The sequence below is a fragment of the Streptomyces sp. ITFR-16 genome (assembly GCF_031844705.1).
Lineage (GTDB): Bacteria > Actinomycetota > Actinomycetes > Streptomycetales > Streptomycetaceae > Streptomyces.
This window is the reverse complement of the sequence record NZ_CP134609.1, coordinates 6745146-6767979: the sequence shown is the minus strand read 5'-3', so window position 1 is coordinate 6767979 and position 22834 is coordinate 6745146. Positions and strand designations below refer to the sequence as shown.

Here is a 22834-nt window from a genome sequence, read left to right as displayed (position 1 = left end):
ACCGTTTCCGGTGTCCCCCTGGGAGCGGGCTAGTCGCGGGCCGCGGTCAGATGTTCCGCGTGTTCCTGGAGTGAACGCACGCCCACGTCTCCGTGGTTGAGGGCGTCGATGCCCTGGACGGCCGCGGCGAGCGCCTGAACCGTGGTCAGGCACGGCACGGACCGGGCGACGGCCGCGGTGCGGATCTCGTAGCCGTCGAGCCGGCCGCCGGTGCCGTAGGGGGTGTTGACGATGAGGTCGACCCCGCCCTCGTGGATGAGCTGGACGATGGTCCGCTCGCCGTCCGGGCCCTCGCCCTCGGACAGCTTGCGCACGACCGTGGCGTTGATGCCGTTGCGCTTGAGGACCTCGGCGGTGCCGGAGGTGGCCAGCAGCTCGAAGCCGTGGGCGACCAGCTCGCGGGCCGGGAAGATCATCGAGCGCTTGTCCCGGTTGGCCACCGAGATGAAGGCGCGGCCCTTGGTGGGCAGCGGGCCGTACGCCCCGGCCTGCGACTTGGCGTACGCCGTGCCGAAGACCGAGTCGATGCCCATGACCTCGCCGGTGGAGCGCATCTCCGGGCCGAGGATGGTGTCGACACCGCGGCCGTGGATGTCGCGGAAGCGCGACCACGGCATGACGGCCTCCTTGACGGAGATCGGCGCGTCCAGCGGCAGGGTGCCGCCGTCGCCGCTCTTCGGCAGCAGGCCCTCGGCGCGCAGCTCCGCGACGGTCGCGCCCAGCGAGATCCGGGCGGCGGCCTTGGCGAGCGGCACCGCGGTGGCCTTCGAGGTGAAGGGCACGGTGCGCGAGGCGCGCGGGTTGGCCTCCAGCACATAGAGGATGTCCCCGGACAGCGCGAACTGGATGTTGATCAGTCCGCGGACGCCGACGCCCTTGGCGATGGCCTCGGTGGAGGTGCGCAGCCGCTTGACGTCGTGGCCGCCGAGCGTGATGGGCGGCAGGGCGCAGGCGGAGTCGCCGGAGTGGATGCCGGCCTCCTCGATGTGCTCCATGACGCCGCCGAGGTAGAGCTCGGTGCCGTCGTAGAGCGCGTCGACGTCGATCTCGATGGCGTCGTCGAGGAAGCGGTCGACCAGGACCGGCCGGGTGGGGCTGATCTCGGTGGACTCGGCGATGTACGAGGAGAGCCGGGTCTCGTCGTACACGATCTCCATGCCGCGGCCGCCCAGGACGTACGACGGGCGGACGAGGACGGGGTAGCCGATCTCGTCGGCGATCGCCTTGGCCTCGTCGAAGGTGGTGGCGGTGCCGTGCTTGGGGGCTGGCAGGCCGGCCTCGGCCAGGACCCGGCCGAAGGCGCCGCGGTCCTCGGCGGCGTGGATCGCCTCCGGGGAGGTGCCGACGACGGGCACGCCGTTGTCCTTGAGCGCCTGGGACAGGCCCAGCGGGGTCTGGCCGCCGAGCTGGACGACGACACCCGCGATCGGGCCGGCGAGGGACTCGGCGTGCACGATCTCCAGCACGTCCTCGAGCGTCAGCGGCTCGAAGTACAGGCGGTCGGAGGTGTCGTAGTCGGTGGAGACGGTCTCCGGGTTGCAGTTGACCATCACGGTCTCGTAGCCCGCGTCGCTCAGCGCGAAGGAGGCGTGGACGCAGGAGTAGTCGAACTCGATCCCCTGGCCGATGCGGTTGGGGCCGGAGCCGAGGATGATCACCGCGGGCTTGGTGCGGGACGCGACCTCGCTCTCCTCGTCGTAGGAGGAGTAGAAGTACGGCGTCTTCGCGGCGAACTCGGCGGCGCAGGTGTCCACCGTCTTGTAGACCGGGCGGATGCCGAGCGCGTGCCGCACCTCGCGGACGACGTCCTCGCGCAGGCCGCGGATCTCGGCGATCTGCACGTCGGAGAAGCCGTGCCGCTTGGCCTCGGCCAGCAGCTCGGGGACGAGCTTGTCGGCGGCGGCCAGCTCGTCGGCGATCTCCTTGATCAGGAAGAGCTGGTCGACGAACCAGGGGTCGATCCTCGTGGCGTCGAAGACCTCTTCCTGGGTGGCGCCGGCCCGGATCGCCTGCATGACGGTGTTGATGCGGCCGTCGGTCGGGCGGACCGCCTCGGCCAGCAGCGCGGCCTTGTCGCCGGGGTCTCCGGTGAAGGCGAACTGCGAGCCCTTCTTCTCCAGGGAGCGCAGGGCCTTCTGGAGCGCTTCGGTGAAGTTCCGTCCGATCGCCATGGCCTCGCCCACCGACTTCATGGTGGTGGTGAGGGTGGAGTCGGCGGAGGGGAACTTCTCGAAGGCGAAGCGGGGGGCCTTGACGACGACGTAGTCGAGGGTCGGCTCGAAGGAGGCCGGCGTCTTCTCGGTGATGTCGTTGGGGATCTCGTCGAGCGTGTAGCCGACGGCCAGCTTGGCGGCGATCTTGGCGATCGGGAAGCCGGTGGCCTTGGAGGCGAGCGCCGAGGAGCGGGAGACGCGGGGGTTCATCTCGATCACGATGACGCGGCCGTCGGCCGGGTCGATGGCGAACTGGATGTTGCAGCCGCCGGTGTCGACGCCGACCTCGCGGATGATCGCGATGCCGATGTCGCGCAGCCGCTGGTACTCACGGTCGGTGAGCGTCATCGCCGGGGCGACGGTGATCGAGTCACCCGTGTGGACGCCCATCGGGTCGAAGTTCTCGATGGAGCAGACGACCACGACGTTGTCGTTCTTGTCGCGCATCAGCTCCAGCTCGTACTCCTTCCAGCCGAGGATGGACTCCTCCAGGAGCACCTCGGTGGTCGGGGAGAGCGTGAGGCCCTGTCCGGCGATGCGGCGCAGCTCCTCCTCGTCGTGGGCGAAGCCGGAGCCGGCGCCGCCCATGGTGAAGGAGGGGCGGACGACGACGGGGTAGCCGCCGAGGGTGTCGACGCCGGCGATGACGTCGTCCATGGAGTGGCAGATGACGGAGCGGGCGGACTCGCCGTATCCGATCTTCGCCTTGACGGCCTCGACGACGCCCTTGAAGAGGTCGCGGTCCTCGCCCTTGTTGATGGCCTCGACGTTGGCACCGATCAGCTCGACGCCGTACTTCTCCAGCACCCCGTTCTCGTGCATGGAGATCGCGGTGTTCAGCGCGGTCTGGCCGCCGAGGGTGGGCAGGAGCGCGTCGGGGCGCTCCTTGGCGATGATCTTCTCGACGAACTCGGGGGTGATCGGCTCGACGTACGTGGCGTCGGCGATCTCCGGGTCGGTCATGATCGTCGCCGGGTTGGAGTTCACCAGGATGACGCGCAGGCCCTCGGCCTTGAGGACGCGGCAGGCCTGGGTGCCGGAGTAGTCGAATTCGGCGGCCTGGCCGATGACGATCGGGCCGGAGCCGATGACCAGGACGGACTGGATATCGGAGCGCTTAGGCACGCTGGCCCTCCATCAGGGATACGAAGCGGTCGAAGAGGTACGCGGCGTCGTGCGGGCCGGCGGCCGCCTCGGGGTGGTACTGGACGCTGAAGGCGGGCCGGTCCAGGAGCTGGAGCCCCTCGACGACCTGGTCGTTCAGGCAGACGTGGGAGACCTCGGCCCGCCCGTAGGCGGTGTCGGAGACCTTGTCGAGCGGGGCGTCGACGGCGAAGCCGTGGTTGTGCGCGGTGACCTCGACCTTGCCGGTCGAGCGGTCCTGCACGGGCTGGTTGATGCCGCGGTGGCCGTACTTCAGCTTGTACGTGCCGAAGCCGAGCGCGCGGCCCAGGATCTGGTTGCCGAAGCAGATGCCGAAGAGCGGGGTCTGCCGTTCCAGGACGCCCTGCATGAGGGAGACCGCGTGGTCGGCGGTGGACGGGTCGCCGGGGCCGTTGGAGAAGAAGACGCCGTCGGGACCGACCGCGTACACCTCCTCCAGGGTGGCGGTGGCGGGCAGGACGTGCACCTCGATGCCGCGCTCGGCCATCCGGTGCGGGGTCATGCCCTTGATGCCGAGGTCGATCGCGGCGACGGTGAACTTCTTGGTGCCGATCGCGGGGACGACGTACGCCTCCTTGGTGGCGACCTCGGCGGAGAGGTCGGCGCCGCTCATCTCGGGCGCCCGGCGCACCTTGGCGAGCAGGGTCTCCTCGTCGGCGAGGGTGTCACCGGAGAAGATGCCGACGCGCATGGCGCCGCGCTCGCGCAGGTGGCGGGTGAGGGCGCGGGTGTCGATGCCGCTGATGCCGACGACGCCCTGGCGCTCCAGCTCCTCGTCGAGCGAGCGCCGCGAGCGCCAGTTGGAGGGCACCCGTGCGGGGTCGCGCACGACATAGCCGGAGACCCAGATCCGCTGCGACTCGGGGTCCTCGTCGTTGACCCCGGTGTTCCCGACGTGCGGGGCGGTCATCACGACGACCTGGCGGTGGTACGAGGGGTCGGTCAGGGTCTCCTGGTAGCCGGTCATGCCGGTGGAGAAAACCGCCTCGCCGAAGGTCTCCCCCACAGCCCCGTAGGCGCGGCCGCGGAAGGCGCGGCCGTCCTCCAGGACGAGTACGGCGGGAGCCAGGGCCCCCCGGGTGGAGATCGTCATCGTGCGGTGCCTTCCGTAGTGCTGGTGAGGTGGTTGACGGCCTCGACCCAGGCGGGGTGCTCGGCCGAGCAGTCGGAGCGGAAGCCGGAGTCGATCAGCTGGTCGCCGAGCGCCCAGGTGATGATCAGCAGGCCGCCCTCGGGCAGAACCTTGCCGGCGAGGGCCTTGTCGATGCGGGCCTCGCGCAGGTCGGCGGCGGGGACGAAGAAGTCCGTCGCGCCGGGCCGTACGACGTCGAGGCCCTGCTCGGTGAGGGTGAGCTCGACGCGGCTGCGGGTGCCGAGGCCGTGGGCGACGACCCGGTCGAGCCACTGCCCGGCGGTGGTCGAGGCGTGGTAGCGGCCGGTCAGCGTGAGCAGCTTCTCGCCGTCCGCGAAGCCGTCCGGGGTGGTCGAGGGGGCGGCGAGGCCGGACTGGAGGCTGCCGCGCCACTTCCAGCCCTGGCGCATCAGCCAGTAGACGAAGGCGATGAACACGAGGAGGCCGATCACCCAGCTGATGCGGGCGGACCAGTCGGTCACCTCCGCCGACTTCTGCTCGGCGGCCAGTTGGTACAGGGTCAGTGTTGTCACGCGAGCTTCCCGTCGACGACCGTGGCACGGCCCCGCAGGAAGGTGTGGGTCACTCGGCCCGGCAGCTCGCGCCCCTCGTAGGGGGTGTTGCGGCTGCGGGAGGCGAAGCCCGCGGGGTCCACCACTCCACGGTATGCCGGATCGACCAGGGTGAGGTTGGCGGGCTCGCCCTCCGAGACGGGGCGGCCGTGTCCGTCGAGGCGGCCGATGGCCGCGGGGCGCGACGACATCCGGTCGGCGACGCCCGCCCAGTCGAGCAGGCCGGTCTCGACCATCGTCTGCTGGACGACGGAGAGCGCGGTCTCCAGGCCCACCATGCCCATGGCGGCCGCGGCCCACTCGCAGTCCTTGTCCTCGTGCGGGTGCGGGGCGTGGTCGGTGGCGACGCAGTCGATGGTGCCGTCGGCGAGGGCCTCGCGCAGGGCCAGCACGTCGGCCTCGGTGCGCAGCGGCGGGTTCACCTTGTAGACGGGGTTGTAGGACCGGACGAGCTCGTCGGTGAGGAGCAGGTGGTGCGGGGTGACCTCGGCGGTGACGTTCCAGCCCTTGGACTTGGCCCAGCGCACGATCTCGACGGAGCCGGCGGTCGACAGGTGGCAGATGTGCACCCGGGAGCCGACGTGCGCGGCCAGCAGCACGTCGCGGGCGATGATCGACTCCTCGGCGACGGCGGGCCAGCCGCCGAGGCCCAGCTCGGCCGAGACGATGCCCTCGTTCATCTGGGCGCCCTCGGTGAGGCGGGGCTCCTGGGCGTGCTGGGCGACGACGCCGTCGAACGCCTTCACGTACTCCAGGGCGCGGCGCATGATGACCGCGTCGTCGACGCACTTGCCGTCGTCGGAGAAGACCTTCACTCCGGCGGCCGAATCGTGCATGGCGCCGAGTTCGGCGAGCTGCTTGCCCTCCAGGCCGACGGTGACGGCGCCGATGGGCTGCACGTCGCAGTAGCCGGACTCCTTGCCGAGCCGCCAGACCTGCTCGACGACACCGGCGGTGTCGGCCACGGGGAAGGTGTTGGCCATGGCGTGGACGGCGGTGAAGCCGCCGACCGCGGCGGCCTTGGTGCCGGTCAGGACGGTCTCGGAGTCCTCACGGCCGGGCTCGCGCAGGTGGGTGTGGAGGTCGACCAGGCCGGGCAGCAGGACCTGGCCCGCCGCCTCGATCACGGTGGCGTCGCCGGCCTCGATGCCGGTGCCGACGGCCGCGATGGTCTCGCCGTCGATCAGGACGTCCTGGGGCTCGCCGCCGAGGACCTTCGCGCCGCGGATAAGGATCTTGCTCATGGTTACTTGTTCTCCTCGGTACGGGCGGGGGCGGCGGGGGCTGCGGGCTCGGAGCCGCCGAGCAGCAGGTAGAGCACGGCCATGCGGATCGAGACGCCGTTGGCGACCTGCTCGACGACCGTGCAGCGGTCGGAGTCGGCGACCTCGGCGGTGATCTCCATGCCGCGGACCATGGGGCCGGGGTGCATGACGACGGCGTGCTCGGGCATCCTCGCCATCCGCTCGCCGTCCAGTCCGTAGCGGCGGGAGTACTCGCGCTCGGTCGGGAAGTAGGCGGCGTTCATCCGCTCGCGCTGCACACGCAGCATCATCACAGCGTCCGACTGCGGCAGCACCTCGTCGAGGCTGTAGCTGATGTCGCAGGGCCACTGCTCGACGCCGACGGGGACCAGGGTGGGCGGCGCCACCAGGGTGACGTGGGCGCCCAGGGTGGTGAGCAGGTGGACGTTGGAGCGGGCGACCCGGCTGTGCAGGATGTCACCGACGATCGTGATCCGGCGGCCGTCGAGGTCCTTGCCGAGCCCGGCGTCGGCCCCGACGAGCCTGCGGCGCATCGTGAAGGCGTCCAGGAGGGCCTGGGTGGGGTGCTCGTGGGTGCCGTCGCCGGCGTTGACGACCGCGCCGTCGATCCAGCCGGATGTGGCCAGGCGGTACGGGGCGCCGGAGGCGCCGTGCCGGATGACGACGGCGTCGGCGCCCATCGCCTCCAGGGTCAGCGCGGTGTCCTTGAGCGACTCGCCCTTGGAGACGGAGGAGCCCTTGGCGGAGAAGTTGATGACGTCGGCGGACAGCCGCTTGGCAGCCGCCTCGAAGGAGATGCGGGTCCGCGTCGAGTCCTCGAAGAAGAGGTTGACGACGGTACGGCCGCGCAGGGTCGGGAGCTTCTTGATCGGCCGGTCCGCGACCCTGGCCATCTCCTCGGCGGTGTCGAGGATCAGGACGGCGTCGTCGCGGGTGAGGTCGGCGGCCGAGATGAGGTGACGCTTCATCTGGGTGTTCTCCGGGGTTGCTGGAGGATTCAGGCGTGCGGGCGTGCGGAAGCCGCCGTACGGCACTCGGGGGCCGTACGGGAGGCAGCTACCGCTCTACCGCCGGGGTGGCCTGCCCGACCCCGAGCAGCACGGCGTCGCGGCCGTCCTCCTCGGCGAGCTGGACCTTGACCGTCTCCCGCAGCGACGTGGGGAGGTTCTTGCCGACGTAGTCGGCCCGGATCGGGAGTTCGCGGTGCCCGCGGTCGACGAGGACCGCCAGCTGCACCGCGCGGGGCCGGCCGATGTCGCCCAGCGCGTCGAGCGCGGCGCGGATCGTGCGGCCGGAGAAGAGGACGTCGTCGACGAGGACGACGAGCCGGCCCTCGATCCCCTCGCCGGGGATCTCCGTGCGGGCCAGGGCGCGCGCGGGGCGCAGCCTCAGGTCGTCCCGGTACATGGTGATGTCGAGGGAGCCGACCGGGATCGTGCGGCCGGTGATCTCCTCGAGCTTGTCGGCGAGCCGGCGGGCGAGGAAGACGCCGCGCGTGGGGATGCCGAGGAGCACCACGTCGTCGGCGCCCTTGGCGCGTTCGACGATCTCGTGGGCGATGCGGGTGAGAACCCGGGCGATGTCGGGAGCCTCGAGAACGGGGCGTGCCGCATTGCCGGTGGCGTCGTGCTGTGCGTCCATAAGAAACGGACCTCCTTCTCCGCCTCTCGGGACGGATCTTAAAGGACGTCGAAATTGCGTCATCCACGTTACCAGGGCTCGTACGGGGCCCTGGCCCCACCCCCGGGAGGCGCCGGTACGGACCGTTCAGCTTGACGCACCCAAGTAACGCTGCGTAACCTCACAGTGAGTTACCAGCCACGCGGCGGAGCCGCAAAACGTTCCAGCGTCCGGGGAGCCTTATGTCCAGCGAATACGCAAAACAGCTCGGGGCCAAGCTCCGTGCCATCCGCACCCAGCAGGGCCTCTCACTCCATGGCGTGGAGGAGAAGTCCCAGGGCCGCTGGAAGGCCGTCGTGGTCGGTTCGTACGAGCGCGGCGACCGTGCCGTGACCGTGCAGCGCCTTGCCGAGCTGGCGGACTTCTACGGGGTCCCGGTGCAGGAGCTCCTGCCCGGTACGACGCCCGGCGGGGCCGCCGAGCCGCCGCCGAAGCTCGTGCTCCAGCTCGAGCGCCTGGCCCATGTCCCGCCGGAGAAGGCCGGACCCCTCCAGCGCTACGCGGCGACGATCCAGAGCCAGCGCGGCGACTACAACGGCAAGGTGCTGTCGATCCGCCAGGACGACCTGCGCACCCTGGCCGTGATCTACGACCAGTCGCCGTCCGTCCTCACGGAACAGCTGATCAGCTGGGGCGTGCTGGACGCCGACGCACGCCGCGCCGTCGGCCACGACGAAGGCTGACCAGCAGAAACGTACCGCCGGGTCGGCGGGGCCCTTTCCGGGCGCCCCGCCGGACCCGGCGTTTCCGTTTTTCCGGGGCGGACACCCCCGGAAAGCCGGACCTGCCGGGCCCGAAAGGACCGGACATGCCGAAGGGCCCGCGGTCGGTCGACCGCGGGCCCTTCGACGGCAGAAGCGCCGCCGGGCTACTGCTCCCGGCGAAGGTTCGGCTTGAGGTCCTTGAAACGGGCCAGCAGGCCGTTCACGAAGGACGGGGAGTCATCGGTGGAGAACTCCTTGGCGATCTGGACCGCCTCGTCGATCACCACCGCGTCCGGGGTCGCGTCCACCCAGATCAGCTCGTACGCACCGAGCCGCAGGATGTTCCGGTCGACGACCGGCATGCGGTCGATCTCCCAGTCCACGGCATAGGTGACGATGAGGTCGTCGATGCGGTCCGCGTACTGCGCGTACCCCTCGACGAGCTCCATCGTGTACTCGGTGACCGGCGGCTGACGGGTGTCGGACCGCGAGTGGCGTACCCAGTCCGCGAGGACCGTCTGCACGGACTCACCGCGCTGGTCGGCCTCGAAGAGAATCTGGAAGGCGCGCTTGCGGGCCGTATTCCGGGCAGCCACGGTTAGCTGTTCACCCGGCCGAGGTAATCGCCCGAACGGGTGTCGACCTTGATCTTCTCACCGGTGGTGATGAAGAGCGGGACGCCGATCTCGTAGCCGGTCTCCAGCGTGGCGGGCTTGGTGCCACCGGTGGAACGGTCGCCCTGGACGCCCGGGTCCGTGTGCTGGATGGTCAGCTCGACAGCGGCCGGCAGCTCGACGTAGAGCACCTCGCCCTCGTGCTGGGCGACGGAGGCGGTGAAGCCCTCGATCAGGAAGTTGGCGGCGTCGCCGACGGCCTTGCGGTCGACCATGAGCTGGTCGTACGTGTCCATGTCCATGAAGACGAAGTACTCGCCGTCCATGTACGAGAACTGCATGTCGCGCCGGTCAATGGTGGCCGTTTCGACCTTCACGCCGGCGTTGAACGTCTTGTCGACGACCTTGCCGGACAGCACGTTCTTGAGCTTGGTGCGCACGAAGGCCGGGCCCTTGCCGGGCTTGACGTGCTGGAACTCGACGACGGACCAGAGCTGGCCTCCGTCGAGCTTGAGCACCAGGCCGTTCTTGAGGTCGTTCGTGGAAGCCACGGTTGCGGAATCTCCTGGACTGAAGCTGGTGGAACGGCCAAGGATGCGCGCTAGAGCGCGAGCAGCTCCTTGGTCGTAATGGTGAGTAGCTCGGGTCCGCCGTCCGCCTCGGGGCGCACGACGAGCGTGTCATCGATCCGGACCCCGCCCCGGCCCGGGAGGTGGACCCCCGGTTCGACGGTGACCGGCACACAAGCGTCCAGTTTACCCATGGCAGCGGGTGCCAACTGCGGGTCCTCGTCGATTTCGAGCCCCACCCCGTGCCCGGTCCAGGGTGCGAGCCCCTCACCGTGGCCCGCGGAGTCCAGGAGGTGGCGGGCCGCGCGGTCCACGTCGCGGTAGGCGGCGCCGGGCACCAGGGCCTCGCGTCCGGCCCTCTGAGCGGCGAAAACCAGGTCGTAGAGCTCGATCTGCCAGTCGGCGGGAGCCGTGCCGATGACGAAGGTGCGGCCGATCTCGCACCGGTAGCCGCGGTAGTTGGCGCCGAGGCAGACGGAGAGGAAATCTCCTTCCTCCACCCGTCGGTCCGAGGGCCGGTGACGGCCCCGGCCGGAGTTGGGGCCGGTGGCGACGGACGTCGCGAACGCGGGCCCGTCGGCGCCGTGGTCCACAAGGCGCCGCTCCAGCTCCAGGGCGAGATGGCGCTCGGTGCGGCCGACCAGGATCGATTCGAGCAGCTCGCCCAGGGCCTGGTCGGTGATCTCGGCCGCGATCCGCAGGCAGCCGATCTCCTCCTCGTCCTTGACGATGCGCAGCTGCTCGACCGTGGCACCCAGATCGGCCAGCCGCAGCTTCGGGGCGACCGAGCCCATGGCCCGGTGCCGGGCGACCGTCAGATCGTGCTCCTCGACGGCCAGGGACTCCGCGCCGCTGGCCGTGGCCAGATCGGCGGCGGCGACCACCGGATCGCCACCGGTCACCGGCAGCAGGTCCACCCGGAGCTGGTCGTCGGTGCGCCCGTCGGCCGGGTCACCGGTCGGGGAGCGCGGGCAGAGCAGGACGTCCTCGGCGGGGCCGAGCAGCAGCACGGCGCCCGGGGGCGCTCCGCCGGCGAGGTAGCGGACATTGGCGGGGCGGGAGACCAGGGCGGCCGCGGATCCGACGGCGGCGCACCGGTCGCGGAGCAGCCCGCGTCGGACGGCGTACACCTCTGACATGCATCGAGCGTAAGAGCGCGGCGCCCGGCCCGCCCGGTCAGCGCACCCGACCGGGGGGGGCGGAAGCCCGGAGAAGCCCGTCGGGGCGCCGTGCCCCGCCGGTTCACCAGGCCGGCGGGCTGGCCAGGGAGCGGGCGAGTATGTCGTCCAGGACCCGGGCGGTGGTCTCCACGTCGTACGTGGAGTTGTCGATGATCGGGAGGCCCGAGCCGTACCAGCCGGCCATGCGGCCGTGGATCCGGGCGACCTCCTCGTCGGAGAGCCTGCGGTTGCCGCTGCGGGCGGCGTTGCGCTCCAGGACGATCTCCAGGCCCGGCAGCAGGACGACCGGCAGCAGACCGGGGCCGACGTGCCGCTTCCAGCCGCCGAGGCCGACGACGGGCCGGTCGGGAAAGACCGCGTCGTCGAGGATGCAGGAGATCCCGTTGGCCAGGAAGTTACGGGCGGCGAAGCCGCAGGTGCGGCGGGCCAGCCGGTACTGGGCCTCGGACTGGTCGTTCCACCCCGCCTGGGGGTCGGCGAAGCCGGAGCAGACCCACTCGCGGACGTCGTCGAGGCTGACATGGGCGGTGGGGACCCGGCGGCGGCTGGCCCACAGCTTGGCCACGGTGGTCTTCCCGGCGCCTGCCGGGCCGATCAGGAGCACGGCCAGGGTCGCGGCGCCGGTGCCGGGCTCGGCGGGCGGCGCCGGCAGCGGCACGGGCCCGCCGGGCGGCAGCTGGATGTGCCCGGTGGTCTCGCGGGAGACGGGTGCGGGCGCCTGGTGCGGCGCGGGTCCGCTCCAGCCCTGGCCGCCCTGCTGGGCGGGGGGTGCGGCGGGCGGCGGACCGGGGTGGGCGGGCGGGCCGGCCGGCGGCGGGACCGGCGGGCCGGGGTGCTGGGCCTGGTGCGACCAGCCGACGGGTCCGTTTCCGGGTCCCTGGGGCGGCGGCAGCGGGGCCCCCACTGCGTGCTGCATCCGGTGGCACTCCGTCTCGTACAGGCAACTGGCGCTGGTGGAACGGCAACCGTACCTTCCCCGGCCGCCACACAGGGAACGGCCGGGGAGGGTCCGCAGTGCCCGGAAGGCCGTTCGGCCTTCCCGGACGGGGTGCGTCAGTCCGTGAGTTCGTCCGCGAGCGCGCGCAGGGCGAGACGGTAGGACCCGATGCCGAATCCGGCCACGGTACCGGTGGCGACCGGGGCGACCACCGAGGTGTGGCGGAATTCCTCCCGTGCGTACGGGTTCGAGATGTGCACCTCGATCAGCGGGGCGGTGCGCTGGGCGGCCGCGTCCCGCATCCCGTACGAGTAGTGCGTGAAGGCGCCCGGGTTGAGAACGACCGGAATTGAACCGTCCGCGGCTTCGTGGAGCCAGCGGATCAGCTCCCCCTCGTCGTTGGTCTCCCGGACGTCGACGTCGAAGCCGAGCTCCTTGCCGAGGGTGCGGCAGGTCTCGACGAGCCCGGCGTAGGAGGTGGCGCCGTAGACGTCGGGCTCGCGCGAGCCCAGCCGGCCGAGGTTGGGGCCGTTGAGCACGAGGACCCGGCGGGTCACGCGGACACCTCCCCGTAGGCGGCCAGCAGCACGGCCGGGTCGGGGCCCTCCAGCACGGTGGGCTTGCCCAGGCCGTCCAGGACGATGAAGCGCAGCAGGTCGCCGCGGGACTTCTTGTCGACCTTCATGTTCTCCAGCAGCTTGGGCCACTGGTCGCCGCGGTAGGTCAGCGGCAGGCCGACGGACTCCAGGACCGCGCGGTGCCGGTCGGCCGTGGCGTCGTCCAGGCGTCCGGCGAGCCGGCCCAGCTCGGCGGCGAAGACCATGCCGACCGAGACGGCGGCGCCGTGGCGCCACTTGTAGCGCTCGTTCTTCTCGATCGCGTGGGCCAGGGTGTGGCCGTAGTTGAGGATCTCGCGCAGTCCGGACTCCTTGAGGTCGCTGGAGACGACCTCCGCCTTGACCCGGATGGCCCGCTCGATCAGCTCGGAGGTGTGCGGTCCGGCCGGGCCGCGCGCGCCCTGCGGGTCGGCCTCGACGAGGTCGAGGATCGCCGGGTCGGCGATGAAGCCGGCCTTGATGATCTCGGCCATGCCGGAGACGTAGTCGTTGACCGGCAGCGAGTCCAGCGCGGCCAGGTCGCAGAGCACCCCGGCGGGCGGGTGGAAGGCGCCGACGAGGTTCTTGCCCTCTGCGGTGTTGATGCCGGTCTTGCCGCCGACGGCGGCGTCCACCATGGCGAGCACGGTGGTGGGGACGGCGATCCAGCGCACCCCGCGCAGCCAGGAGGCGGCGACGAACCCGGCGACGTCGGTGGTGGCTCCGCCGCCGACACCGACGATGACGTCGGTGCGGGTGAAGCCGGTCTGGCCGAGCGCCTTCCAGCAGTAGGCGGCGACCTCGACGGTCTTGGCCTCCTCGGCGTTGGGCAGCTGGATCGCGATGGCCTCGTAGCCCTGGTCGGCGAGGTCCTGGCGGACCGCCTCACCGGTCTCCGCGAGCGCCTCGGGGTGCAGTACCGCGACGCGCTTGGCGCGGTCGCCGATGAGCGTGGGCAGCTCGCCGAGCAGCTGGCGGCCGATCAGCACCTCGTACGGGTCGGTGCCCGCGCTGCCGGCGATCTGGATGCGGGTGGGTCCCTGCTCCGTCATGCGTGTGTTCTCCCGGCCGGACGAGGGTGCGTCCGGCAGCTCCAGTGCGTCGAGGACCGCCTGGGCGACCTCTTCGGGTGTGCGCTCGTCGGTGGCGACGACCGTGCGGGCCACCTCCGTGTAGAGGTGGCGGCGGGCCTCCATGAGCTCGCGCCACTGCCGGCGCGGGTTCACGGCGAGCAGCGGGCGCGCGGTGTTGAGCCCCACGCGCTTGACGGCCTCGTCGACGTCCATCGAGAGATAGACGACCGGGCGCCCGGCGAGCAGTGCGCGGGTCCCCTCGTCGAGGACGGCTCCGCCGCCGAGGGAGAGCACTCCCCCGTGCTCGGCGACGGCGGCCCGTACGGCCTGCCGCTCCAGCGCGCGGAAGTGGTCCTCGCCCTCGTCGTAGAAGATCTCGGAGATCGGTTTGCCCGCCGCGGCGACGACATCGGCGTCGGTGTCCCGGTAGCCGGTGCCCAGACGGGCGGCGAGCAGTTCACCGACGGTGGACTTGCCGACGCCCATCGGCCCGACCAGGACGATCAGCGGACCGCTCATCGGATCTGCAGGTGGTCGAGGTACGACTGCACGTTGCGGTGGGTCTCGGGCACGCTGTCGCCGCCGAACTTCTCCGCGACGGCGTCGGCGAGGACCAGCGCGACCATCGCCTCGGCGACGATGCCGGCCGCCGGAACGGCGCAGACATCGGAGCGCTGGTGGTGTGCCTTGGCGGGTTCGCCGGTGACCACGTCGACGGTGGCCAGGGCGCGGGGCACGGTGGCGATCGGCTTCATGGCGGCGCGGACGCGCAGCAGCTCACCGGTGGTCAGCCCGCCCTCGGTGCCGCCGGAGCGGCCGGAGGCGCGCTTGATGCCGTCCTCGGTCACCAGAATCTCGTCGTGCGCCTTGGACCCCGGTACGCGGGCGAGGTCGAAGCCGTCGCCGACCTCGACGCCCTTGATGGCCTGGATGCCCATGAGCGCGGCGGCGAGCCGGGCGTCGAGGCGGCGGTCCCAGTGCACGTGCGAGCCGAGGCCGACCGGCACCCCGTACGCGAGCACCTCGACCACGCCGCCGAGCGTGTCGCCGTCCTTGTGGGCCTGGTCGATCTCGGCGACCATCCGCTTGCTCGCGTCGGCGTCGAGGCAGCGCACCGGGTCGGCGTCGAGCCTGTCGACGTCGGAGGGGACGGGGTAGACGCCGTAGGGCGCCTTGGCCGCGGCCAGCTCGACGACGTGACTGACGATCTCGATGCCGGCGGTCTCCTTGAGGTACGACCGGGCGACGGCTCCGAGCGCGACGCGCGCGGCGGTCTCCCGGGCGCTGGCGCGCTCCAGGACCGGCCGGGCCTCGTCGAAGCCGTACTTCTGCATGCCGGCGAGGTCGGCGTGGCCGGGCCGGGGACGGGTCAGCGGGGCGTTGCGGGCCTGGGCGGCCAGTACCTCGGGGTCGACCGGGTCGGCCGACATGACCTGCTCCCACTTGGGCCATTCGGTGTTGCCCACCATCACGGCGACCGGGGACCCCATGGTCAGCCCGTGCCGGACACCGCCGAGGAAGGTGACCTCGTCCTTCTCGAACTTCATCCGCGCACCGCGGCCGTAACCGAGCCGCCGCCGGGCGAGCGCGTCCGCCACCATCTCCGTGGTGACCGGGACACCGGCGGGAAGACCCTCCAGCGTCGCCACCAGTGCGGGGCCGTGCGACTCCCCCGCGGTCAGCCAGCGCAACCTGCTCAACGGTGCTCCTCATGCTCGCGCCTGAAATCCAACGGCGCGACCGGGTGCGCGGCCCTGGCCCGCCGCCCCCGATCCTCCCACGGCCGGGGACCTCGGCCCGCCGCCGGTCCAGCAGACGGACGCCCCCGTCCCGCGCCGACCCGGCCGAACCAAACGGGAAATTCATTGCATTCACTGATCCACATGTCATACATGGCACATGCAGAGACAAATCGAAAAGCGCTTGACGGCTTATCAGAAGCCTGTGAAAATCTCGTCACAATAATTACACACAATTGACTCACAAGGATGATCCGCATGCGTAAATCGCTGATATCTCTCGCCGTGGGCGCCACTCTGACCCTGTCGGTCCCGCTCGGCGGCACCGCGTACGCCGACGCCCAGGGAAACTCGGACTGGCGCTACCTGACCTGCACCTCGGGCGGCGCGCGGGGCGAGCTCGGATACCGCTGGTGGAGCAACGGCACCATCGACTCCATCGACCTGGAGCTCACGGCACTGGATATTTCCTCGGACGGGCACCACCCCGAGGTCCGTTTCATCTCCCACAATTACGGCGGAGGCGTCAAGTACTGGAGCTGGCACTCCTACGACGGCGGGGCTCCGGGCGGTCGCGCTTGGTACACCACCGCGCAGAGCGACGCCGGCCTTTACAGCATAGGCATCCAGGTCGCCAACAAGGAGGGCAGCAAGATCGTGACCTACAAGACCTGCTTGGTCAGCGAAGCCGCCTGAGCATCCCGCGGTCCGACACGGGCGCCGTGTCCACCCGGGTGGGTACGGCGCCCGTGTCAGACGGAGACGTCCGGCGTGCGCCCGGCCAGCGCCGCCTCCCCCGCGGCGCGCATGACGGCGAGCGGGGCGTCCAGCCCCGTCATCTGCCCGACCTGGAGAACCGCTTGGTGCACCAGGAGGTCGAGGCCTCCGACGACTGCGCCGCCGCGGTCGGCCCAGGCGGCGGCGAGACGGGTGGGCCACGGCTCGTACAGCACGTCGAAGAGCGTGCCGGGCCGCTCCGGCACGGCCCCGGCCAGCTCGTCGGCGGCACCGGCGGGGGTGGTCGCGATGACGAGGGGCGCGGTCAGCGCATGGTCGGCCTCGGCCCAGTCGGCGATCCGGACGTCGACGCCGAGGCGTTCCCCCCAGCCGCGCATCTCGTCAGCGCGGGCCGCACTGCGCACATACGCGGTGACGGGACCGGCGCAGATCCCGGACAGGGCGGCCAGCGCGGAGGAGGCGGTGGCGCCGGCGCCGAGGATCGCGGCGGACTCCACCTTCTCGACGCCGCGTTCCCGCAGGGCGGCGGCCATGCCGGGGACATCCGTGTTGTCCCCGGTGCGGCGGCCGTCCGCGCCGAAGACCACGGTGTTCACGGCCTCGACCGAGGCTGCGGTCTCGCTGACCCCGTCCAGCAGCGGAACGATCGCCCGCTTGAGCGGCATGGTCAGCGACAGCCCGGCCCACGCGCCGTCCAGATCCTCGACGAACCCGGGCAGCGCCCGCTCGTCGATCTCGAACCGGTCGTACGTCCAGTCGCCGAGACCCAGTGCGGCGTACGCGGCCCGGTGCAGGACGGGGGAGAGCGAGTGGGCGATGGGCGAGCCGAGGACGGCCGCGCGGTGGCGCCCGTCAGTCGAGGGCATCAAACTTTTCCTTGAGCTTCAGGAACTCTTTGTAGGTCTTGGCAAACTCGGTCTTGCGCTCACCATCGGTGGCCACGAAGTAGATCCAGCCGTCCTTGGTCGGGTTCAGGGCGGCAGCGAGGGCTTCGTTTCCGGGATTCCCGATGGGGCCGGGAGTAAGACCCTGCCTGGTGTACGTGTTGTACGGATCCTTGTTCTTCCGGATCTCTTCCAGGGTGATATTGATCTTGCTCTGCTTGTTCAAGTAATTGAACGAGGAGTCGAACTGAAGGTACTGGTTCGTCTCCGTATTCGTCGGCTTGAGACGGTTGTAAATGACTTCCGCCATCTTCCGGAAGTCATCGTGCGTCTTGCCTTCGGCCTGGACGAGGCTGGCTGCCGTGAGCATTTCCCAGGGGCCGTTCAGGTTGTGCTTCTTGGCTGCACCGGCAAGGTCGAGCTTGTCGTACTCCTCGTTGGACCGCGAGACCATCTTCTTGAGAAGTGTCTCCGGCTTGGTCTCCTTCGTCACCGGATACGCGGCTGGATAGAGGAATCCTTCCAGTGGGTCCTTGATGTCCTTGCTCTTGCTCGCCCAGTCGGGCAGGCCCAGGTCGGACTTCTTAGACTTGGCGACGCTCTCGGTCGTGCCCTTGGTGAGGCTCAGCCGCTTGTCGACCATCGCGTAGACGACGCTGTTCCGCGTCCCCTCGGGAATCACCAGAAGATTCTGGCTCTTCGGGTCGACCATCATCTTCACGGCCTCGGACGCCGACATCTCCGAGTGCAGGAGGTAGACCCCGGCCTGGATCGACTTGCCCTTGGGGTTCTCGTTCTGCGCGGAGACGAAGGCGTCGACGCTCTTGACGACGCCGGCCTTCTTCAGGATGTTGCCGATGTCGTAGCCGTAGGCGCCCTTGGGGATCTCCACCTCGACCGAACCCGAGCCGCTACCCGCGTAGTCCGGGGCCGCGCCGAACTTGTCCTTGTAGAAGGAGTAGCCGACGTAACCCACTCCGCCGAGGCCGCCGACCAGGACGAGGGAGACGACCAGACAGGCGCAGCCGCTGCGGCCCTTCTTCTTCTTGCCCTTGCCGCGGCGCTCGCCGCCCCCGTCGCCCCGGCGGGACTCGCGGGAGTCGTCGTCCTCGTCGTAGTCGTCGTCCTTGCCGCCCTTGCGGCCGTCCTCGTCCACGCCGGTGAAGAACGGGTGGGTCTCCTCCGGCTGGGCCTCGGGGTCCCAGTCGGGGTTCGGCTCGGGGTCGGGGGCCCGGTCCGGGGCGGGCGCGGCCTCGCGGCGGCCCGGGGGCTGCGGCGGCGGGTAGGCCTCAGGGGTGCCGTAGTAGTCGTTCGTCTCGCCGTAGCCGTACGCGGCGACGGGCTGGCCCTCGTACGGCATGGCGGCCTGCTGGCCGGTGTCCCATCCGCCGTTGTACGGGGGCTGCTGGGCGTACGGGTCCTGCTGGCCCCCGTACCCCTGCTGTTGCTGATACTGCGCCTGCTGCTGGGCGTACGGGTCCTGCTGCTGTTGCTGCGCGTACGGGTCGTGCGGCTGCTGCTGTTGCTGGTAGGGATCCTGCTGATAGGGGCCCTGCTGCTGGGCGTACGGGTCCTGCGCATAGGGCTGCTGCTGGCCGCCGTACTGACTCTGGCCGTGGGCAGGCTGCTCGCCTCCCCATCCCTGGTCCCCGTACAAGGGGTCCTCGGGATGCCACGGTTCGGAGCCGGGGCCCCGGCCATACTCAGTCATCGATCCCCTTGAGCCGCGAGACGACATTCCGTCTCTTTGCTGTGCGGTGTTTTTTCGAACACCGCCGCATCGCGCGGAACGTTACCGTATCGCGATCAGACAACCACTTCGACGGCTTCGCCGGGTGGATTGCCCGAAGCCCGTTCGGACTCCAGAGCGTTCTGAAGGATCACCACAGCGGCAGCCTGATCAATGACGGATCGGCCTTTTTTGGACTTCACGCCCGATGCGCGCAGCCCTTGACTGGCCGTCACTGTGGTCATCCTCTCGTCCACCAATCGCACCGGAATGGGTGCAACCGCACGGGCGAGCACATCGGTGAAAGCGCGGACCTTGGCCGCGGCCGGCCCCTCCCCGCCACCGAGCGAGCGGGGCAGTCCGACGACGACCTCGATCGGCTCGTACTCCGCGACGATCTGCCCGAGCCGCCGGTGGGCGGCCGGGACATCACGTCCCGGCACGGTCTCCACCGGCGTGGCGAGAATCCCGTCGGGGTCGCACGAGGCGACCCCGATCCGGGCGTCCCCGACATCGATCGCCAGCCGGCGACCTCGGCGCATCTGCGTCATCTCCGGCGTCACGCCGTCTCGGTGACGAGGCGTTCGACGGCCGCGACGGCGTCGCCGATGGCCTCCGGGTTCTGGCCGCCGCCCTGGGCGACGTCCGGCTTGCCGCCGCCACCGCCGCCGAGGGTCTTGGCGGCGGTACGGACCAGGTCACCGGCCTTGAGACCGCGCTCGCGGGCGGCCTCGTTGGTGGCGATGACGGTCAGCGGGCGCCCGTTGGCGGTGGTGAACAGGGCCACGACGGCCGGCCGGCCGCCCTGGATGCGCCCGCGCACGTCGAGGACGAGCTTGCGCAGATCGTCGGTGGAGGTGCCGTCCGGCACCTGGCCGGTGACCAGGGCGACGCCCCGGACGTCCTGGGCGGAGTCGACCAGACCGGCGGCGGCCGCGAGGACCTTCTCCGCGCGGAACTTCTCGATCTCCTTCTCGGCGTCCTTCAGCTTGCCGAGCATCCCGGCGATCTTCTCCGGAAGCTCCTCGGGACGGCCCTTGACCAGCTCCTGGAGCTGGGCGACGACCGTGTGCTCCCGGGCGAGGAAGTTGTACGCGTCGACGCCGACGAGCGCCTCGATGCGGCGGACGCCGGAACCGATGGACGACTCGCCGAGCAGCTTCACCAGACCGAGCTGGGCGGTGTTGTGGACGTGCGTGCCGCCGCACAGCTCCTTGGAGAAGTCGCCGATGGTGACGACGCGGACGCGCTCGCCGTACTTCTCGCCGAACTCGGCGATGGCACCCTGCTTCTTGGCCTCGTCGATCGACATGACCTCGGCCTGGACGTCCAGCTCGCGGGCCAGCACCTCGTTGATCTTCTGCTCGACGTCGGTGAGGACCGTGCCGGGTACCGCGGCGGGCGAGCCGAAGTCGAAGCGGAAGCGGCCCGGGGAGTTCTCCGAACCGGCCTGGGCCGCCGTCGGGCCCAGCGCGTCGCGCAGCGCCTGGTGCGTGAGGTGGGTGGCGCTGTGGGCGCGGGCGATGGCCCGGCGGCGGGTGTTGTCGATGGCTGCGAAGGCGGACGCGCCGACCGTCACCTCTCCGACCTGGACCGAGCCCTTGTGGACGGAGACGCCCGGGACCGGCTGCTGGACGTCGCGCACCACGATGACGGCGCCGGTGTCGAGCCGGATGCGGCCCTGGTCGGCGAGCTGGCCGCCGCCCTCGGCGTAGAAGGGGGTGCGGTCGAGGACGACCTCGACCTCGTCGCCCTCGGAGGCAGCGGGCGAGGGGACCCCGTCGACGAGGAGGCCGACGATCGTGGACTCGCCCTCGGTGGCGGTGTAGCCGGTGAACTCGGTGACGCCGGAGTTGTCCGCGACCTCGCGGTAGGCGGACAGGTCGGCGTGGCCGGTCTTCTTGGCCTTGGCGTCGGCCTTGGCCTTGTCGCGCTGCTCCTGCATCAGACGGCGGAAGCCGTCCTCGTCCACGGAGAGGCCCTGTTCGGCGGCCATCTCCAGGGTGAGGTCGATCGGGAAGCCCCAGGTGTCGTGGAGCAGGAACGCCTTGTCGCCGGCGAGGACCCGCCCGCCGGCGGCCTTGGTCTCGGTGACGGCGGTCTCCAGGATGTTCGTGCCGCCCTTGAGGGCCTTGAGGAACGCGGCCTCCTCGGCGAGCGCGACGGTCTCGATGCGCTTGCGGTCGGTGATCAGCTCCGGGTACTGCTGTCCCATCGTGTTGATCACGACGTCGACCAGCTCGCTCACGACGGAGCCGGTGGCGCCCATCAGCCGCATGTTGCGGATGGCGCGGCGCATGATGCGGCGCAGCACATAGCCGCGGCCCTCGTTGCCGGGGGTGACGCCGTCGCCGATGAGCATGACGGAGGTGCGGATGTGGTCGGCGACCACGCGCAGCGAGACGTCCGTGGCGTCGGCGGCGCCGTAGCGCACCCCGGTCAGCTCGGTGGCCTTGTCCATGACGACGCGCAGGGTGTCGGTCTCGTACATGTTCTGCACGCCCTGCAGGATCATCGCGAGGCGTTCGAGGCCGAGGCCGGTGTCGATGTTCTTGGACGGCAGGTCACCGAGGATCGGGAAGTCGTCCTTGCCGTCGCCGGCGCCGCGCTCGTACTGCATGAAGACCAGGTTCCAGATCTCCACGTACCGCTCGTCGTTGACGGCCGGGCCGCCCTCGACGCCGAACTCGGGGCCGCGGTCGTAGTTGATCTCGGAACAGGGGCCGCAGGGACCGGGGACGCCCATGGACCAGAAGTTGTCCTTCTTGCCCAGGCGCTGGATGCGCTCGGCGGGGACGCCGATCTTGTCCCGCCAGATGGCCTCGGCCTCGTCGTCGTCGAGGTAGACCGTGATCCACAGGCGCTCGGGCTCCAGGCCGAAGCCGCCGTCCGCCACGGAGCTGGTGAGCAGCTCCCAGGCGTACTCGATGGCGCCTTCCTTGAAGTAGTCGCCGAAGGAGAAGTTGCCGCACATCTGGAAGAAGGTGCCGTGCCGGGTGGTCTTGCCCACCTCTTCGATGTCCGGCGTACGCACGCACTTCTGCACGCTGGTGACGCGGGGGGCGGGCGGCTTGACCTCACCGAGGAAGTACGGCTTGAAGGGCACCATGCCGGCCGGGACCAGCAGCAGAGTCGGGTCGTCCGCGATGAGCGACGCCGAAGGGACAACGGTGTGACCGCGCTCCTCGTAGAAGCTCAGCCAGCGGCGACGAATTTCTGCCGACTCCATCAGTGGTCCTCATTCCGGTTGTACGAGTTGTAGGGGAGCTTGCGGTACGTGGCGGGCGGGCGCCCGTCCCGCTCCGCCGCTTCGACGGCGAAGTGGCGCCGCACGGGGAGATCGGGGTCGACCGGTGCCTCCAGGCCCAGCGCCTCGCCGAGTTCGGCCTCGCGCCTGACCATGCCTTCGCGGACGTCCAGCGCGAAGTCCTTGAGCCTGTGGCCGGCCACCAGCGCCTTGTCGGCGGCCTGCGCCGCGAGGCTCTCGGGGGTCAGCTGCTTGATCTTGCGGTTGACCTTGGTGGTGGCCCAGACGCCGGCTGCTGCGCCGGCGGTGAACCAGAACGTACGGCGGAACATCGCTGCGTCAGTCCTTCGGTCCGCGGGGTTTCTGTCCGTTGCGCTTCCGTCCGCGCGCGGACGGCACGGTCCGGCCGACGATCACCGAACGCCGGGAGCGCTTCTCCGGCTCGGGTGCGCTCTTGCGGCCGATGGCCTGCCGGACGCCGTAGCCGAACGCGGCGACCTTGACCAGCGGCCCGCCGAACGTCGAGGCGACGGTGGTGGAGAGTGCCGAGGCGTTGGAGGTGACCTCCTGGACGTCCGTCGCGATCGCGTCGACCTTGTCGAGCTGGGTCTGCGCGGAGCGGACGGTCGCAGAGGCGTCGGCCAGCAGCGGGACGGCCTGTTCGGTCACGTCCGCCACGAGTTTGGTGGTCGCCCTGAGCGTCTGGGCGAGCCTCACCAGCACGACGGCGAGGAACGAAACCAGGATCGCCCAGAAGACGGCCACCAGGATCCCGGCCACCTCACCACCGGACACAG

Annotated in this window: 21 protein-coding genes; 2 read left to right on the top strand and 19 right to left on the bottom strand. The window is 70.6% G+C overall.

From position 1 onward, the window contains the following. Positions 1-29: 29 nt before the first annotated feature. From carB to pyrR, 6 genes are all read right to left on the bottom strand, one after another. Positions 30-3338 carry a carbamoyl-phosphate synthase large subunit gene (gene carB, locus RLT58_RS30120; RefSeq protein ID WP_311313509.1) on the bottom strand — a complete coding sequence of 1103 codons (3309 nt, stop codon included), beginning with the start codon at positions 3336-3338 and terminating at the stop codon, positions 30-32. Next, a complete protein-coding gene (carA, locus tag RLT58_RS30115) occupies positions 3331-4470 on the bottom strand; it encodes a glutamine-hydrolyzing carbamoyl-phosphate synthase small subunit (protein ID WP_311313508.1) in 1140 nt (379 codons plus the stop codon). The genes carB and carA overlap by 8 nt, the downstream gene beginning before the upstream one ends. Further along, positions 4467-5042, bottom strand: a complete 576-nt coding sequence (locus tag RLT58_RS30110) for a PH-like domain-containing protein (RefSeq protein ID WP_311313507.1) — start codon at positions 5040-5042, stop codon at positions 4467-4469. Before RLT58_RS30110 ends, carA begins: the two co-directional genes overlap by 4 nt. Next, positions 5039-6325, bottom strand: a complete 1287-nt coding sequence (locus RLT58_RS30105; protein WP_311313506.1) for a dihydroorotase — start codon at positions 6323-6325, stop codon at positions 5039-5041. Before RLT58_RS30105 ends, RLT58_RS30110 begins: the two co-directional genes overlap by 4 nt. 2 nt (positions 6326-6327) lie before the next feature. Then, positions 6328-7314, bottom strand: a complete 987-nt coding sequence (locus RLT58_RS30100; RefSeq protein ID WP_311313505.1) for an aspartate carbamoyltransferase catalytic subunit — start codon at positions 7312-7314, stop codon at positions 6328-6330. An 88-nt stretch (positions 7315-7402) separates the two neighbouring features. Further along, on the bottom strand, positions 7403-7987 hold the full coding sequence (gene pyrR / locus RLT58_RS30095) for a bifunctional pyr operon transcriptional regulator/uracil phosphoribosyltransferase PyrR (protein WP_311313504.1): 585 nt from the start codon (positions 7985-7987) through the stop codon (positions 7403-7405). Between the two features lie 221 nt (positions 7988-8208). Here pyrR and bldD point away from each other — a divergent pair, with 221 nt between their 5' ends. Beyond that, positions 8209-8709 carry a transcriptional regulator BldD gene (gene bldD, locus RLT58_RS30090; protein ID WP_311313503.1) on the top strand — a complete coding sequence of 167 codons (501 nt, stop codon included), beginning with the start codon at positions 8209-8211 and terminating at the stop codon, positions 8707-8709. A 185-nt stretch (positions 8710-8894) separates the two neighbouring features. Here bldD and nusB read toward each other — a convergent pair whose 3' ends face one another. From nusB to aroC, 7 genes are all read right to left on the bottom strand, one after another. Beyond that, entirely contained in the window at positions 8895-9326 is a 432-nt protein-coding gene (gene nusB, locus RLT58_RS30085) for a transcription antitermination factor NusB (protein ID WP_024490948.1), read from the bottom strand. Positions 9327-9328: 2 nt separating this feature from the next. Next, positions 9329-9895 carry an elongation factor P gene (gene efp / locus RLT58_RS30080; protein ID WP_311313502.1) on the bottom strand — a complete coding sequence of 189 codons (567 nt, stop codon included), beginning with the start codon at positions 9893-9895 and terminating at the stop codon, positions 9329-9331. A gap of 50 nt (positions 9896-9945) precedes the next feature. Continuing rightward, positions 9946-11052, bottom strand: coding sequence for an aminopeptidase P family protein (locus RLT58_RS30075; protein ID WP_311313501.1), 1107 nt, complete (start codon positions 11050-11052; stop codon positions 9946-9948). Positions 11053-11155: 103 nt separating this feature from the next. After that, positions 11156-12010 carry a Pro-rich N-terminal domain-containing protein gene (locus RLT58_RS30070; protein WP_311313500.1) on the bottom strand — a complete coding sequence of 285 codons (855 nt, stop codon included), beginning with the start codon at positions 12008-12010 and terminating at the stop codon, positions 11156-11158. A gap of 137 nt (positions 12011-12147) precedes the next feature. Next, positions 12148-12588, bottom strand: coding sequence for a type II 3-dehydroquinate dehydratase (gene aroQ, locus RLT58_RS30065; RefSeq protein ID WP_311313499.1), 441 nt, complete (start codon positions 12586-12588; stop codon positions 12148-12150). Further along, positions 12585-14219, bottom strand: coding sequence for a 3-dehydroquinate synthase (aroB, locus tag RLT58_RS30060; RefSeq protein WP_311313498.1), 1635 nt, complete (start codon positions 14217-14219; stop codon positions 12585-12587). The genes aroQ and aroB overlap by 4 nt, the downstream gene beginning before the upstream one ends. Further along, positions 14216-15400, bottom strand: coding sequence for a chorismate synthase (gene aroC, locus RLT58_RS30055; protein WP_311313497.1), 1185 nt, complete (start codon positions 15398-15400; stop codon positions 14216-14218). The genes aroB and aroC overlap by 4 nt, the downstream gene beginning before the upstream one ends. Positions 15401-15697: 297 nt before the next feature. Between aroC and RLT58_RS30050 the strand changes: the two genes are divergently transcribed. Beyond that, positions 15698-16135, top strand: coding sequence for a hypothetical protein (locus RLT58_RS30050; RefSeq protein WP_311313496.1), 438 nt, complete (start codon positions 15698-15700; stop codon positions 16133-16135). Between the two features lie 56 nt (positions 16136-16191). Here the strand turns inward: RLT58_RS30050 and RLT58_RS30045 are convergent, their stop codons facing one another. From RLT58_RS30045 to RLT58_RS30020, 6 genes are all read right to left on the bottom strand, one after another. Beyond that, positions 16192-17043, bottom strand: coding sequence for a shikimate dehydrogenase (locus RLT58_RS30045; protein WP_311313495.1), 852 nt, complete (start codon positions 17041-17043; stop codon positions 16192-16194). Further along, positions 17030-18772 (bottom strand): endolytic transglycosylase MltG, encoded by a 1743-nt coding sequence (mltG, locus tag RLT58_RS30040; protein ID WP_311313494.1) that lies wholly within the window; start codon positions 18770-18772, stop codon positions 17030-17032. The genes RLT58_RS30045 and mltG overlap by 14 nt, the downstream gene beginning before the upstream one ends. A 95-nt stretch (positions 18773-18867) precedes the next feature. Beyond that, positions 18868-19341 (bottom strand): Holliday junction resolvase RuvX, encoded by a 474-nt coding sequence (gene ruvX / locus RLT58_RS30035; RefSeq protein WP_311314700.1) that lies wholly within the window; start codon positions 19339-19341, stop codon positions 18868-18870. A gap of 8 nt (positions 19342-19349) precedes the next feature. Continuing rightward, a complete protein-coding gene (gene alaS, locus RLT58_RS30030) occupies positions 19350-22019 on the bottom strand; it encodes an alanine--tRNA ligase (RefSeq protein ID WP_311313493.1) in 2670 nt (889 codons plus the stop codon). Continuing rightward, positions 22019-22369: a DUF6167 family protein gene (locus RLT58_RS30025; protein WP_311313492.1), complete on the bottom strand. Its 351-nt coding sequence runs from the start codon at positions 22367-22369 to the stop codon at positions 22019-22021. The genes alaS and RLT58_RS30025 overlap by 1 nt, the downstream gene beginning before the upstream one ends. Before the next feature lie 7 nt (positions 22370-22376). Next, positions 22377-22817 carry a DUF948 domain-containing protein gene (locus tag RLT58_RS30020; RefSeq protein WP_311314699.1) on the bottom strand — a complete coding sequence of 147 codons (441 nt, stop codon included), beginning with the start codon at positions 22815-22817 and terminating at the stop codon, positions 22377-22379. Between the last annotated feature and the right edge of the window lie 17 nt (positions 22818-22834).

Bases quoted from the DNA above. Each gene is read 5' to 3' on its own strand.
- RLT58_RS30045 (WP_311313495.1), bottom strand. From the start codon at position 17,043: ATGCCCTCGACTGACGGGCGCCACCGCGCGGCCGTCCTCGGCTCGCCC.
- aroB (WP_311313498.1), bottom strand. From the start codon at position 14,219: ATGAGCGGTCCGCTGATCGTCCTGGTCGGGCCGATGGGCGTCGGCAAG.
- pyrR (WP_311313504.1), bottom strand. From the start codon at position 7,987: ATGGACGCACAGCACGACGCCACCGGCAATGCGGCACGCCCCGTTCTC.
- RLT58_RS30070 (WP_311313500.1), bottom strand. From the start codon at position 12,010: ATGCAGCACGCAGTGGGGGCCCCGCTGCCGCCGCCCCAGGGACCCGGA.
- carA (WP_311313508.1), bottom strand. From the start codon at position 4,470: ATGACGATCTCCACCCGGGGGGCCCTGGCTCCCGCCGTACTCGTCCTG.
- alaS (WP_311313493.1), bottom strand. From the start codon at position 22,019: ATGGAGTCGGCAGAAATTCGTCGCCGCTGGCTGAGCTTCTACGAGGAG.
- RLT58_RS30050 (WP_311313496.1), top strand. From the start codon at position 15,698: ATGCGTAAATCGCTGATATCTCTCGCCGTGGGCGCCACTCTGACCCTG.
- RLT58_RS30025 (WP_311313492.1), bottom strand. From the start codon at position 22,369: ATGTTCCGCCGTACGTTCTGGTTCACCGCCGGCGCAGCAGCCGGCGTC.
- ruvX (WP_311314700.1), bottom strand. From the start codon at position 19,341: ATGACGCAGATGCGCCGAGGTCGCCGGCTGGCGATCGATGTCGGGGAC.
- RLT58_RS30075 (WP_311313501.1), bottom strand. From the start codon at position 11,052: ATGTCAGAGGTGTACGCCGTCCGACGCGGGCTGCTCCGCGACCGGTGC.
- bldD (WP_311313503.1), top strand. From the start codon at position 8,209: ATGTCCAGCGAATACGCAAAACAGCTCGGGGCCAAGCTCCGTGCCATC.
- RLT58_RS30105 (WP_311313506.1), bottom strand. From the start codon at position 6,325: ATGAGCAAGATCCTTATCCGCGGCGCGAAGGTCCTCGGCGGCGAGCCC.
- RLT58_RS30100 (WP_311313505.1), bottom strand. From the start codon at position 7,314: ATGAAGCGTCACCTCATCTCGGCCGCCGACCTCACCCGCGACGACGCC.
- mltG (WP_311313494.1), bottom strand. From the start codon at position 18,772: ATGACTGAGTATGGCCGGGGCCCCGGCTCCGAACCGTGGCATCCCGAG.